We start from the raw sequence: 12,197 nt of genomic DNA on the forward strand, positions 1-12,197 counted from the left end.
CCGTTGACGACCAGGAACCAGGCCGCGAGGAGGACCTTCCAGCGTCCGGTCCGCAGGCGGCGGCGTGACCGGGCGCGTCGGGGTCGGGGTCGGCTCCGGCGTCGTCGGCGTCGGCGTCGGGGCGGGCGTCGGCGTCTCGGTCGGCGTGGGGGTCGGTGTCGGCGTGGGCGTCGGTGTCGGGGTGGGCGTCGGTGTGGGAGTCGGCGTGGGGGTGGGAGTCGGCGTCGGCGTATCCGTCGGCGTCGGCTCGGCCGTGGGCGTGGGGGTGGGTTCGGCTATCACGGGCGACGCCCCGGAGACGGCGATGGCCGCCGCCGCGCCGACCCCCGCGAGGAACACGCCACCCGCCGACCGTGAGCGCACCCGCTCGCCTCCCTCGACTCCGCCTCATCGCAGAAGGGGATCGAAACACGCGGGGAGCACGCCGTACAAGGGCGTCCGGAAAGGTTGTCGGCGAATGATCAACCCCGTCCCCGGACGGCCCGCCCGGTTGTCAGCGGGTGCGCATCGAGCCTCCTCTCCGCACGCCGGAACGGTGCCGGCGATGGGGCGGATGGAACACGGGTGGATGGAACACTGTGCGCATGACTCTCGGGACGATCGTGCTGACCGGCGCCGCCGGACGGGTCGGCACCGCACTGCGGACGCCTCTGCGCGACGCGGCGGAGCGGCTCGTGCTGGCCGATCTCGCGCCGATGCACGTCGAGGCGCCGAACGAGGTCGTGCACCGCGGCGACCTCTCGGACGCGGCGCGGATCGTGCGGGGCGCGGACGCGATCGTCCACCTGGCCGGCGTTCCGGACGAGGCGCCGTTCCCCGACCTGGTCGAGGGCAACGTCCTCGGCGCCCAGCGGATCCTGGAGGCCGCCCGCGTGGCCGGGGTGCCGCGGGTCGTCCTCGCCAGCAGCAACCGGCTGACCGGCTGCTACCCGTCCACCGAGACCGTGTCGCCCGCCATGCCGCCGCGGCCCGACGGCCTGTACGGGGTCAGCAAGGTCGCGGTCGAGGCGCTCGGCCGGCTCTACGCCGACAAGTTCGGCATGGACGTGGTGTGCCTGCGCATCGGCAGCCTCGAACTGCACCCGACCGAGCCGCGCCACCTCGCGACCTGGCTGAGCCACCGCGACTGCGCGGGCTTCGTCCTCGCGGCGCTGACCGTCCCGTCGCCGGGGTTCCTCGCCGCGTACGCGGTGTCGGCCAACGCGCGGCGGTTCTGGGAGCTCGACGAGCGGCTCGGCTACGCGCCCCACGACGACGCCGCCTCCTACGGCATCCCCGACACGTTCGTCGGCGACGGCGTTCCGCAGGGCGGCGATTTCGCGTCCGCCCAGTTCACGCTGCGCCATCTGGAGGGATCCGCGGGAAACGAGTGACGTTCGGGTCACAGGGGGTGCGGCAGGCCGTTATCCTGACCTCCTGGTTACCGGTTCCTGACGGAAAGTCGAAGGGGTTCATGCCGACGTCGACCTGGTTCCGCCTCAACGTCGCCAAGCGCGAACGCGTGCTCGAAGCGGCGATGCGCGAGTTCGGAGAACACGGGTACTCGACCGGCAGCCTCAACACCATCGCGCGCGAGGCCGGCATCGCCAAGGGCTCGCTGTTCCAGTACTTCAGCGACAAGCTGGAGTTCTTCGCGTTCGTGTGCGACGAGGCGTCGCGCCGCATCCGCGAGGAGATGGAGCGCCGCATCGAGCGGATCGACTTCGACCAGCCCTTCGACGAGTGGCTGGTCGACGTCCTGTGCGACTGGACCGAGTACATGGCCGACCACCCGCTGGAGCGCGGCGTCACCGCGGCCACGAACTTCGAGCTCGACAACGGCGTCCGGTCCGTCGTCCGCGACACCGCCAACCAGCACTACCTGCTGGTCATCCACCCGACGCTGGAGCTGTGGAAGGCGCAGGGCGCCATCGGCGAGGACGCCGACCTGGAGGTCCTCGCCACCTGGCTGATGATGATCCTGCCGTTCCTCGCGCTCGCTCCGTACTACGACGGCCTCGACCCGATCCACGACCTGCGCGGCCGCACCCCGGCCCAGCAGCGCCCGGTGATCCGCCAGCTCGTCGCGGGCTTCCGCCCGATGTTCTCCCCCGCCAAGTGACCCCCGCCGGGGGACGAGGCGGGGGTCGCCCGCCTCGCCGCGGAGCCCGTCAGTCCTCGATCTCGGCGACCAGGATGTCCATGTGCCGGGCCGCCATGCGGGCGGGGGGCGGGAGTTCGGCGGCGTCGGCGGCCGTCAGCACGCGCGGACGGCCGAGCCGGCGGACGCGGCCGAGCCGTTCCACGCCGCCGCGGCCCTCGGCGAGCAGGTTGCGGACCCAGTCGGCGTCCCGCCCGTACGGCAGCCCGACGATGAGCCGGTCGCCGCTGCGGAAGGCGGTCACCGGCGTCCGGTACTCGCGCCCCGACCTGCGGCCCCGGTGGACGATCATGGCGAAGGGCGGGAGGTAGGGCGCGTAGACGCCCTGCACGCGGTTCGTGACGGCCTTGTTGAACCGGGCGACCGATCTCGGCATCAGCGGTTTCACCATGCCTCCTGCCTAGCACGACCTCCCGCCCTCGCGCCCGGTCAGCGGGTGAGGACGAACTCCTCCGGTCTGGCCTTGCGGGAGCCGGCCCAGAACTCGAACGTGTGGCCCGGCCAGAGGGTGCGGTTGACGCCCTGGTCGTCGAGGTACCAGCTGTTGCAGCCGCCCTCGTTCCAGACGGCGCGGCGCAGCCGCCGCTGCAGGCGGTCGTTGAAGCGGCGCGCGGCCTCCGGCTTCGGCTCGATGGTCTCGGCGCCGGCCTCCCGCATCAGGCGCAGGCAGCTCAGCACGTGCTGGATCTGCACCTCGATCATGAAGACGACGGAGTTGTGGCCGAGGCCGGTGTTCGGGCCGAGCAGCATGAAGAAGTTCGGCAGCCCGGGGATCGTCGTGCCGCGGTGCGCCTCGATGCCGTCCGCCCAGATCTCCTGGAGCTTGACGCCGTCGCGTCCGGTGACGCGCAGGTCGGTGAGGGCGTCGGTCACCTTGAAGCCGGTGCCGTAGATGATGCAGTCGACCTCGTACTCGCGCCCGTCCGCGGTGACGATCGAGTTCTCCCGCACCTCGGCGATCCCGGAGGTCTCCACCTCGACGTTCGGACGCGAGAGCGCCGGATAGTAGTCGTTGGACAGCAGGATCCGCTTGCAGCCGATCGTGTAGTCCGGCGTCACCTTGGCGCGCAGCACCGGGTCGGCGACCTGGTGGGCGATGTGCCGGCGGGCGATCTTCTCCTGCGGGGTGGAGAGCCGCGGGTCGATCGTGAAGCCGACGGCGCGGGCCTCCAGCGCCCAGTAGATGCCGCCGCGGAACGCGCGGGCGGCGCCCGGCACCTTCCCGAACAGGGCGCGGACCGGCGCGGGGATGGACACGTCGGGCTTGGGCTGGATCCACGGCGGGGTCCGCTGGAAGACGACGAGCTCGCCCGCCTGCCTGGCGACCTTCGGCACGAACTGGATCGCGGAGGCGCCCGTGCCGATGACGGCGACGCGCTTGCCGGTGAGGTCGTAGGAGTGGTCCCACTCGGCGGAGTGGAACGCCGTCCCCCGGAACCGCTCGACGCCCGGCAGGTCCGGGTAGGACGGGACGTGCAGCGCGCCGATGCCGGACACGACGGCTCTCGGGGTGAGGACCGTCCCGTCGGCGAGCGTCACCTTCCAGCGGCGGGCGTCGTCGTCGTACTCCATGGAGTCGACCGCCGCGCCGAAGCGGATGTGCTCGCGCACCCGGTACTTGTCGGCGGTGCGCTCCATGTAGGCGCGGATCTCCGGCTGCGGCGCGAACATCCGCGTCCAGCCCGGGTTCAGCTCGAAGGAGAAGGAGTACATGTGCGACGGGACGTCGCAGGCGCAGCCCGGATAGGTGTTGTCGTGCCAGGTGCCGCCGAGCGCCTCGCTCTTCTCCAGCACGACGAAGTCGTGGAAGCCGGACTGCTTGAGCCGGATCGCCATGCCGAGGCCGGCGAAGCCGGAGCCGATGATGACGATCGCGGGGGCGCGGTCGCTCATGACCCCTCCTCTCAGTTAACCTACTCGCAGTAAGTTACCGGGAGTAGGTTACTGACGGTAGGTCCAACAGAGGAGAATTCCCTGTGAGTGGCGCCACACCCCCGCCCCGCCGCCGCCGGATGTCGCGCGCCGAGCGCGAGCGGCAGATGCTGGACGTGGCGGAGCGGGTGTTCGGCGAGCGCGGCTACCAGGCCGCCTCCATGGACGAGATCGCCGAACGCTGCGGGGTCTCCAAGCCGATGCTCTACGAGTACTTCGGCTCCAAGGACGGCCTGCTCGTGGCGTGCGTGACCCGGTCCAAGGCCGAACTGTTCGACGTCACCCAGAAGGCGATGGCGGGCGCCACCACCCCGGAGGACATCCTGTCGCGCGGGATGGTCGCCTACTTCCGCTTCATCGACGAGCACAGCAGGTCGTTCGCGATGCTGCTGCGCGAGCCGATGGCCGCCGCCCCGGAGGCCATCCGGGCCATCGACGAGACCCGGCGGCAGCAGAGCGAGCTCATCGCCGGCGTGCTCGGCACGTTCGCGCCGTCCGCCCCCGCCGGGACGATCGAGGCGTACACGCAGATCATCATGGGCGCGAGCGAGCGGATGGCGCTGTGGCAGACGGGCCGCGCCGACGTGTCGGCGGAGGACGCGGCCCGCTACATGACCGACTTCTGCTGGAACGGCCTCAGCCCTTACCTGGCGCCCGCCGGGGAAGCGCGTCCAGAGCCCCGATGAGCAGGTCGAGGCCGAACTCGAAGTCGGCCTCGGCGTCGAAGTCGGCCAGCGCCGGACCGTAGGCGATCACGTGCGGGAACTCGTCCGGGTCGAGGCGCGTCCACGACTCGGCCCCCGTCTCGGCGAGGTGCCCCAGCATCTTCGCCATGCCGATCTCGCGCATCTGGGCGCCGAGCGCGTAGGCGATGAGCGCCCGCATGATGCGCACGGCCGTCTCGCCGTCGAACCCGGCCGCGTCGGCGAGGGCCAGGGCGCGCTCGGCCGGCCGCAGCCCCACCGGCGTGTCGACCTTGTGGGTGAGGACGATCGACATGCAGCGCGGGTTGTCGTGGGCGACCTTCCGGAACGCCCGGACCAGCGCACGTGCGCGCTCCTGCCATGACTCGGCCGGGTCGTCGGGCAGTTCCAGCCCCGCGACGACGTGCTCGGCCACGCCCTCCAGCAGGGCGCCCTTGTTCGGGACGTGGTTGTAGAGCGACATGACGGCGACGTCCAGCTCGGCGGCGACCCGGCGCATCGACAGGCCGTCCGCGCCCTCCCGCTCGATCAGGTCGACCGCCGCCTCCACGATGCGCGCGCGGGTCAGACCCGGTCGCGGAGTGTCGGAGGTCACACGCCTCGCCATCGCTTCCGCTCCTCCTCGCCGTTGACACCCGTAAGTGTCCCATGACACGGTACGTACATTGTACGTAAGACGTACAGCGTACGTCTGCGCTCGGGGAGGACGCCCATGTCGACCCACGACCTGTACACCGACTCCGTCCCGTCCGACGCCTGGACCGTGCCGATGACCGGCGACGCCAGGTTCACCTGGGAGTACGACGACGGGCGCGACCGTCTCCTCGCCCTGTACCAGAAGGGCAAGGACAAGCAGTGGGACTCGGTCAAGCGCATCGACTGGGACCTCGAGGTCGACCCGCACGACGTCCTCGGCGTCCCCGACCAGTCCCTCGCCATCTACGGGACGAAGTACTGGGACATGCTGTCCGAGAAGGAGCGCGGCGAGCTGCGGCGGCACTCCACGTCCTGGCAGTTCTCCCAGTTCATGCACGGCGAGCAGGGCGCGATGGTCACCGCCGCCCGCATCGTCGAGTCGGTGCCCGACCTCGACTCCAAGTTCTACTCCGCCACCCAGACGATGGACGAGGCCCGCCACGTCGAGCTGTTCACCCGGTTCCTGCACGAGAAGGTCGGGATGGTCTACCCGATCAACACCAAGCTGCAGGACCTGCTGAACGAGACCCTCGCCGACTCGCGCTGGGACATGCCCTACCTCGGCATGCAGGTGCTCATCGAGGGCCTCGCGCTCGCCGCGTTCGGCGTCATCCGCGACATCACCACCAAGCCGCTGCCCAAGCAGATCCTCGCCTACGTCATGCAGGACGAGGCCCGCCACGTCGCGTTCGGGCGGCTGGCGCTGCGCGACTACTACAAGCAGCTCTCGCCGGCGGAGCTCCGCGAGCGCGAGGAGTTCGTCATCGAGGGCTGCTACCTGATGCGCGACCGCATCCGCGGCCGGGAGATCTGGACCAACTTCGGCATCGACCCGAAGGAGGTCGACGAGATGGTCGAGAACTCGCCGTACATGCGGATGTTCCAGAGCCTGCTGTTCAGCCGCATCGTGCCCTGCGTGAAGGACATCGGCCTGTGGAGCGACCGCATCCGGCGCGCCTATGACGACATGGGCGTCCTGGACATGTCCAAGGCCGACCTCGACGCGCTCATGCACCAGGACGAGGAGATCGCCGAGAAGGTCGACGCCGAGCGGTTCGCCGCCGAGGAGACCGCCCGCAAAGCGGAGGTGGACGCCGTCATCGCCGACGCGGCGGCGGCGGGCTGAGTAACGTTCAGATCATTCGATCCGCCGCACACCTCGGAGGTCTGGATGCCCCTCGCGCACTTCGACGGAGCGCTCGCCGTCGTCACCGGAGCCGGCAGCGGAATCGGCCGGGCCGTCGCCCTCGCCCTGGCGGGGAACGGGGCCGCCGTTGTCGCCGCGGACATCGACCTGCCCGCCGCCGAGCGCACGGTCGCCCTCGCCAAGACGCTCGGCGCGGGCGGCACCGCCTACGAGGTGGACGTGGCGGACGAGGCCGCGATGGAGGACTTCGCCGCGCAGGTGAAGGAGACCCACCGCGTCCCCGACATCGTCGTCAACAACGCCGGCATCGCGGTCACCGGCCCCTTCCTCGACACCGGCGTCGAGGACTGGGAGCGCATCCTCGGCGTGAACCTGTGGGGCGTCGTCCACGGCTGCCGGCTGTTCGGCCGCCAGATGCGCGACCGCGTGAACGCGCTGCCCAACAAGCCCGACAAGCCGAACTTCGGCGGCCACATCGTCAACGTCGCGTCGGCCGCCGCGTACGCGCCGTGGCGCGCCATGCCCGCCTACTGCACGACGAAGTCCGCCGTCCTCATGCTCAGCGAATGCCTGCGCGCCGAGCTGGCCGGCTCGCGCATCGGCGTCACGGCCGTCTGCCCCGGTTTCGTCAGCACCAGCATCGTCGACAACGCGATCCACCTGGAGGGCGACGACGCGGCCCGCGCACGCCTGCGCGAGCGCGGCCAGCGGGCCATCAGGCTGCGCAACTACCCGCCGGAGAAGGTCGCCGAGCGGGTCGTCAACGCCATCATCAAGAACAAGCCCGTCGTGCCCGTCAACGCCGAGGGGCACCTCCTGCACGCCCTTTCCCGGGTGTCCCCCGCCTCCCTGCGCCTGCTGGCCAGGATCCCCGCGGGGGGTTAGCGCTCTCGGCGCACCGTCACCGCCGTTGGAGCGGGCCCTGTGGAAGGGATCACCCGCGTGGAGGCGGGCCACCGCCAAGCCCCGCCGGCCGCCCGCGTCCGTGGGCGCGGGCGGCTGGCGGAGCCTGGATGTGGAGCGGCTACCGCGACTCCCGGAGTTGCGGAAGCGTGGATCAGGGGCCGACCAGCACCGCGTTGGCCCTGTCCAGGACGATGCGCAGGACGCGGCCCGCGACGGCCAGGTCCTCGGCCGGCAGGTCGCCCCACAGTCCCTGGGTGATCGGGCCGATCGCGGTGCGGACCTGCGTCCAGCGCGCCTGCCCTTCGTCGGTGACCTGGACGCCGCCGTCGTCGCCGTCGCGCAGGAACCCCGCGGCGGTCAGCTCGGTGATGCGTTCGGCGACCGACGTCTGGCTGAACTGTGTGGCCTCGCTGACCCTGCGGATGAGCTCGGCCGCCCGGTCGACGGCCCCGCCGCCGACCACGGTCAGCGTGAGGGTCACCCACTGGGGCTCGGTGATGCCGGTCCCGGCGAGCTGCCGGGTCAGGATCGACGCCCGCAGGTGGCACTACGCCGTGCTCGCCTCGTTGCACGAGTTCGGCCCGGGCAGCCAGGCGACGCTGAGCCGGCGCACCGGCATCTACCGCAGCGACATGGTCGGCGTCCTCAACGAACTGGCCGAGCGCGGGCTCGTCGAGCGGGCCCCGGATCCCGGCGACCGCCGCCGCAACGTCATCACCATCACCGCCCAGGGCCGCCGGCACCTGCGCCGCCTCGACAAGGTCCTGGACGACCTCCACGAAGAACTGCTCGCCCCGCTGCTCCCCGCCGAACGCGACCAGTTCGTGCCACTGCTCACCCGTCTGCTGGACCACCACACGCAGCAGGCGCCACCGGCTCCCTGAGCCGGTGCAGCGCGGCGGGCGGCGAGCACCCGGTCCGCGCAGGCTCCGGGCCGGACGACGTCATTCTCGCGGCCGACAGCCGATCCGGCGTCACCGCGTTCGCGCCTTCGCCCCCAACGGGCCGCCTGCACGACCGGGTGACGGGGTGAGGGGCCCCACGAGCGCACGCCGCCCCGACAGGCCGAGCCTGCGCTCGGGCCCCATGCAGAGTCACTCGGCCGGCACGGCTAACGCCGAGGAAACGCCGCCCTCGTTAGAACTTGTGGCTCGACAGCCGGGTATTCGGAACAGGAAAGGAGACTGCATGATTCTGCGTCGAGCGACACTCACTGGCGCAGCCTCGCTGGCGTGCGCGGCGCTGGTCCTGAGCGCGGCTCCGCCCACCACTGCCTCGACGACCGCCGCCCCCGTCGAGGTCGGGGACGTGCAGAAGGCGATGGAGAACCTGGTGCAGACGGGCCACGTGGTCGGCGCCATCGGCGAGGTGTACGTGGACGGCAAACAGGTCGGGAAGGGATCGGCCGGGTCGCGCCTGCTCAACGGCAAGGGCGGCGCCATCCCGTCGACCGCCCGCTACCGGATCGGCTCGCAGACCAAGACCATGACCGCCGCCGTGGCGCTTCAACTGGTCAAGGAGGGCAAGCTCGGCCTGGACGACAAACTCAGCGAGGTCCTGCCGGAGGTGGCGGAAAAGGACCTGGTGGAGCGGGCCGACGAGATCACGGTACGCAACCTGATCCAGCTGACCTCGGGCATCCCCGACTACCTCGGCCCCCAAGCCCTGGACCCCGACCGCAACTACAGCCCGACCGACCTGCTGGCGCTCTCGCGCAAGAACGCCCGGCCCGTGGAGGTCGGCGCCTTCAACTACTCCAACACCAACTACATCCTGCTCGGCATGATCATCGAGAAGCTGTCCGGGAGGTCACTGGCGGCCGAACTCAACCGGAGGCTCTTCGCCCCGCTCGGCATGCGCCACACCTACCTGCCCACGAAGGCGGCCGAGGGCATCAAGGGCCCGCACGGGCACGGCTACGCCCCGGACGGTACGGGCACGATGCGCGATGCCGACAAGCTCAACGCCACCACCATGCTCGGCGCCGGCGGCGTGATCTCCACCGCGCGAGAGATGAGCGTCTTCCAGCGCGCCTTCCGCCAGGGCAGGGTGCTGCCGGCGTCCCTGGCGAAGGTGATCACCGATCCGCCGCCCGGCCAGGCGCCGCAGCCGGGGGGCGGCCCGTGCTCCGGCAACCCCGAGTTCGCCGCCGGGGGCGGAGGCAGCGCCCCCGGCTTCACCGCCGCGACCCTTACCTCATCCGACGGCCGCGTGCAGTTCGCCGTGTCCCTGACCCTGGCCATGGACGACGCCGAGCGCGGCACCGTGCCGGCGCGCATCACCAACGCCCTGAAATCGCTGTTCTGCCCCGTGAAGTGATCAGTCCGGCCGCACAGGGCGAGCGTGATCATGATCGCCCTGTGCGGCCGGAGGGTCGAGAACCCATGCGCGGCGCAAGGCACATCCCCCGCCCCGCCGGCAGCCGTTCCACGGCTGCGGCTTCATGGACGCCATCGTGAACGGCCGGCACGTCTCGGCCACTCCGGCGGCTCCGCGGGTGCCGGCGCACTCTCCTGAACCTTTTCGTCCCCTCGAAGGAGTTGACGTCTTGAAGCGCATGTCCGCTGCCGGCGCGACCGCGGCAGCCCTGCTGCTGGCCACCGCCTCGCCCCCGACGGGTGCCGCCGCCACCGCGACCGGCGACGTCCAGCGGGCCATGGAGACCCTGGCCGAGACGCCCGGCGTGGTGGGCGCCATCGGCGGCGCGTACATGAACGGCAAGCCCGCCGGCCGCGGCACCGCCGGGTCGCGGCTGCTCGACGGCAAGGGCGGAGCGATCCCGGCGGACTCCCGGTTCCGCATCGGCTCGCAATCCAAGACGATGGTGGCCACCGTGCTCCTCCAGCTCGTCGAGGAGGGCCGCATCGGCCTGGATGACAAGCTCGCCGACCTGCTGCCCGAGGTGGCCGCCGACGGGCTGGTGGAACGAGCCGACGAGATCACCGTCCAGCAGCTCGTCCAGCACACCTCCGGCATCCCCGACTGGTTCCACCAGAGCGGCTCGACCGCCCCGGCGTTCGACGTCTTCGACTTCACCACCTACCACCCGCCCATAGAGATCGTGAAGATGACGCGGGGCCGGCCGCGCACCGGCGCGCCGGGCGAGACGTACGCCTACTCCAACACCAACTACACCCTCATCGGCATGATCATCGAGAAGGTGACCGGGCACACCCTGGCCCGCGAGCTCGACCGGCGTCTCTTCCGCCCGCTCGGCATGACCGGGACCTACCAGGCCACCAGGCCCCCGGAGGGCATCAAGGGCCCGCACGGACACGGCTACTACCCCGACTCCACCGGGGCCCCGCGCGACGTGCACCGCTTCAATGCCAGCTGGGGCAACGGCGCCGGCGGCGTCGTCTCGACCACGCAGGACCTCAGCACCTTCCGGCGGGCCCTCAACCAGGGCAGGCTGCTGCCGCCACCGCTGCAGGCGGTCCTCACCGGTGGCAGTGCGCAGCAGGGCGGGGGCCTGTGCGGAGGAAGGCTCAAAGGCCAGATGCTCGGCGGTTCGGCGCCCGGCCTCACCACACTGACCTTCGCCTCGACCGACGGCCGGCAGCAGTTCGCCATCTCCGTCACGCGGAGCACCGCCGCCGACGACGCCATAGTCCCCGCGATGATCAAAAGCGTCGAAGCCGTCCTCTGTCCGACGGCCTGAGGCCCTGCTCTGGCGCGGTCGTCCCGAGAACGCACCGCGTTCTCGGGACGAGGCGGGTTTCCCGGACGGCCGGGCACGCGATATATGGATCCGGGCGGGGCTGCTGGAGCGCTGACCCGCACACCGGACGGCCATTTGTCTCGACGTCGAACCGATTATTAGAAAATGGTTCGCCAATGGCGTGGAACTGGACTTGGCGAGAGCATGCGAAAGGGCCGCGGAGCAGGGACCACTCCGCGGCCCTGAGGCGAGTACGGGCAGCTCAGCCTGGGTTTCTTACACCCAGGACACTCCCAGCGATGGCATGGTCACGATGTCGACCCCCTCCTCCCCAGGCATCGCCGCGCGCCGATCATCCTGCCTGGCGCGGGAGCTCGACCGGCACGCGCCCTCCCCTTTACCGGTTCACCATAGAAGGTCCCGGCGAAAATGACGCCGTGGTCGGCCGATTCAGGTCAGGAATGACTTAGCGCGGCGAGGACTTCGCGGGCGACGGCGGTGGCGGTGTCGAGACAGGCGCGCTCCCGGGCGTCCGCGGGCCCCCCGCGCGGCACCTGCTCGCTGTAGCTGACCGTGAAGACCGCGTTGCGGACCCGGGCCGTGACCTGCCCGACCACGGTCGGCTGGCCCTCGTCGGTCTTGAACCAGCGGTAGGCCTCGTCCCCGATGCCGCCCCGGCGCTCCAGGGTGACGGTCCGCACGAGCGGGGCGTCGTGCGCCTGGGCCCACTGCGCGTCGTAGTAGCCCTCGGCGTCCTGGACGGGCGTCGCGGTGTCGCCCGGCGCGTACAGGTGCGCCTCCACGCGCAGCCAGCGGAACGCCGAGCCGGTCGAGGAGTACGTGCACGTGGTGAGCGTCGAGTTCGCGCTCTGCCGCCGCGTGGCCTTCGGCACGGCCCGCTCGACCGTGCCCGCCGCCCCACACCATCGTCGACGCCATCGTCCGCCCCACAGCCGACGAACTCCGCACCCCCCACGGCCGCGACTTCCTCCGCATCACCGCCCAACTCGC

General features: G+C 71.2%; 13 protein-coding genes and 1 pseudogene. 8 read left to right on the plus strand and 6 right to left on the minus strand.

Annotated features, from left to right (window positions below; genetic code table 11):
- Positions 1-391 (minus strand): annotated as a pseudogene (locus AB0K37_RS35325) (hypothetical protein); the annotation flags it as partial.
- A 193-nt stretch (positions 392-584) separates the two neighbouring features.
- On the opposite strand from AB0K37_RS35325, the gene AB0K37_RS35330 reads away from it, so the two are divergent.
- On the plus strand, positions 585-1,373 hold the full coding sequence (locus AB0K37_RS35330) for an NAD(P)-dependent oxidoreductase (RefSeq protein WP_363988610.1): 789 nt from the start codon (positions 585-587) through the stop codon (positions 1,371-1,373).
- Positions 1,374-1,453: 80 nt separating this feature from the next.
- Complete coding sequence (locus AB0K37_RS35335; RefSeq protein ID WP_363988613.1) at positions 1,454-2,101, plus strand: TetR/AcrR family transcriptional regulator; 648 nt, start codon at positions 1,454-1,456, stop codon at positions 2,099-2,101.
- A gap of 49 nt (positions 2,102-2,150) precedes the next feature.
- On the opposite strand, the gene AB0K37_RS35340 is transcribed toward AB0K37_RS35335, so the two are convergent.
- Positions 2,151-2,531 carry a nitroreductase family deazaflavin-dependent oxidoreductase gene (locus tag AB0K37_RS35340; protein WP_345187426.1) on the minus strand — a complete coding sequence of 127 codons (381 nt, stop codon included), beginning with the start codon at positions 2,529-2,531 and terminating at the stop codon, positions 2,151-2,153.
- A 38-nt stretch (positions 2,532-2,569) separates the two neighbouring features.
- Positions 2,570-4,033 (minus strand): NAD(P)/FAD-dependent oxidoreductase, encoded by a 1,464-nt coding sequence (locus AB0K37_RS35345; protein WP_363988616.1) that lies wholly within the window; start codon positions 4,031-4,033, stop codon positions 2,570-2,572.
- An 83-nt stretch (positions 4,034-4,116) separates the two neighbouring features.
- On the opposite strand from AB0K37_RS35345, the gene AB0K37_RS35350 reads away from it, so the two are divergent.
- Positions 4,117-4,758, plus strand: coding sequence for a TetR/AcrR family transcriptional regulator (locus AB0K37_RS35350; RefSeq protein ID WP_363988619.1), 642 nt, complete (start codon positions 4,117-4,119; stop codon positions 4,756-4,758).
- On the opposite strand, the gene AB0K37_RS35355 is transcribed toward AB0K37_RS35350, so the two are convergent.
- On the minus strand, positions 4,709-5,383 hold the full coding sequence (locus AB0K37_RS35355) for a TetR/AcrR family transcriptional regulator C-terminal domain-containing protein (RefSeq protein WP_345187432.1): 675 nt from the start codon (positions 5,381-5,383) through the stop codon (positions 4,709-4,711). The two genes, AB0K37_RS35350 and AB0K37_RS35355, sit on opposite strands and share 50 nt — an antisense overlap.
- Positions 5,384-5,488: 105 nt before the next feature.
- Between AB0K37_RS35355 and AB0K37_RS35360 the strand changes: the two genes are divergently transcribed.
- Both AB0K37_RS35360 and AB0K37_RS35365 read left to right on the plus strand, forming a co-directional pair.
- On the plus strand, positions 5,489-6,598 hold the full coding sequence (locus AB0K37_RS35360; protein ID WP_363988622.1) for a ferritin-like domain-containing protein: 1,110 nt from the start codon (positions 5,489-5,491) through the stop codon (positions 6,596-6,598).
- Between the two features lie 45 nt (positions 6,599-6,643).
- Positions 6,644-7,504: an SDR family NAD(P)-dependent oxidoreductase gene (locus tag AB0K37_RS35365; protein WP_363988625.1), complete on the plus strand. Its 861-nt coding sequence runs from the start codon at positions 6,644-6,646 to the stop codon at positions 7,502-7,504.
- A 172-nt stretch (positions 7,505-7,676) separates the two neighbouring features.
- Here the strand turns inward: AB0K37_RS35365 and AB0K37_RS35370 are convergent, their stop codons facing one another.
- Positions 7,677-8,006 carry a hypothetical protein gene (locus AB0K37_RS35370; protein WP_363988628.1) on the minus strand — a complete coding sequence of 110 codons (330 nt, stop codon included), beginning with the start codon at positions 8,004-8,006 and terminating at the stop codon, positions 7,677-7,679.
- Between AB0K37_RS35370 and AB0K37_RS35375 the strand changes: the two genes are divergently transcribed.
- From AB0K37_RS35375 to AB0K37_RS35385, 3 genes are all read left to right on the plus strand, one after another.
- Entirely contained in the window at positions 7,996-8,409 is a 414-nt protein-coding gene (locus AB0K37_RS35375; protein ID WP_363988631.1) for a MarR family transcriptional regulator, read from the plus strand. The two genes, AB0K37_RS35370 and AB0K37_RS35375, sit on opposite strands and share 11 nt — an antisense overlap.
- 304 nt (positions 8,410-8,713) lie before the next feature.
- Positions 8,714-9,844 (plus strand): serine hydrolase domain-containing protein, encoded by a 1,131-nt coding sequence (locus AB0K37_RS35380; protein WP_363988634.1) that lies wholly within the window; start codon positions 8,714-8,716, stop codon positions 9,842-9,844.
- A gap of 238 nt (positions 9,845-10,082) precedes the next feature.
- Positions 10,083-11,186, plus strand: a complete 1,104-nt coding sequence (locus AB0K37_RS35385; RefSeq protein WP_363988640.1) for a serine hydrolase domain-containing protein — start codon at positions 10,083-10,085, stop codon at positions 11,184-11,186.
- Between the two features lie 455 nt (positions 11,187-11,641).
- On the opposite strand, the gene AB0K37_RS35390 is transcribed toward AB0K37_RS35385, so the two are convergent.
- Entirely contained in the window at positions 11,642-12,079 is a 438-nt protein-coding gene (locus AB0K37_RS35390) for a hypothetical protein (RefSeq protein ID WP_363988637.1), read from the minus strand.
- Positions 12,080-12,197: the final 118 nt, after the last annotated feature.

The organism is Actinomadura sp. NPDC049753, assembly GCF_040674655.1.
Classification (GTDB): Bacteria; Actinomycetota; Actinomycetes; order Streptosporangiales; family Streptosporangiaceae; genus Spirillospora; species Spirillospora verrucosospora.

What these genes read in the sequence shown, in the direction of transcription:
- AB0K37_RS35340 (WP_345187426.1), bottom strand. Translation starts at nt 2,531, where the DNA reads ATGGTGAAACCGCTGATGCCGAGATCGGTCGCCCGGTTCAACAAGGCC.
- AB0K37_RS35380 (WP_363988634.1), top strand. Translation starts at nt 8,714, where the DNA reads ATGATTCTGCGTCGAGCGACACTCACTGGCGCAGCCTCGCTGGCGTGC.
- AB0K37_RS35345 (WP_363988616.1), bottom strand. Translation starts at nt 4,033, where the DNA reads ATGAGCGACCGCGCCCCCGCGATCGTCATCATCGGCTCCGGCTTCGCC.
- AB0K37_RS35385 (WP_363988640.1), top strand. Translation starts at nt 10,083, where the DNA reads ATGTCCGCTGCCGGCGCGACCGCGGCAGCCCTGCTGCTGGCCACCGCC.
- AB0K37_RS35360 (WP_363988622.1), top strand. Translation starts at nt 5,489, where the DNA reads ATGTCGACCCACGACCTGTACACCGACTCCGTCCCGTCCGACGCCTGG.
- AB0K37_RS35355 (WP_345187432.1), bottom strand. Translation starts at nt 5,383, where the DNA reads ATGGCGAGGCGTGTGACCTCCGACACTCCGCGACCGGGTCTGACCCGC.
- AB0K37_RS35330 (WP_363988610.1), top strand. Translation starts at nt 585, where the DNA reads ATGACTCTCGGGACGATCGTGCTGACCGGCGCCGCCGGACGGGTCGGC.
- AB0K37_RS35365 (WP_363988625.1), top strand. Translation starts at nt 6,644, where the DNA reads ATGCCCCTCGCGCACTTCGACGGAGCGCTCGCCGTCGTCACCGGAGCC.
- AB0K37_RS35335 (WP_363988613.1), top strand. Translation starts at nt 1,454, where the DNA reads ATGCCGACGTCGACCTGGTTCCGCCTCAACGTCGCCAAGCGCGAACGC.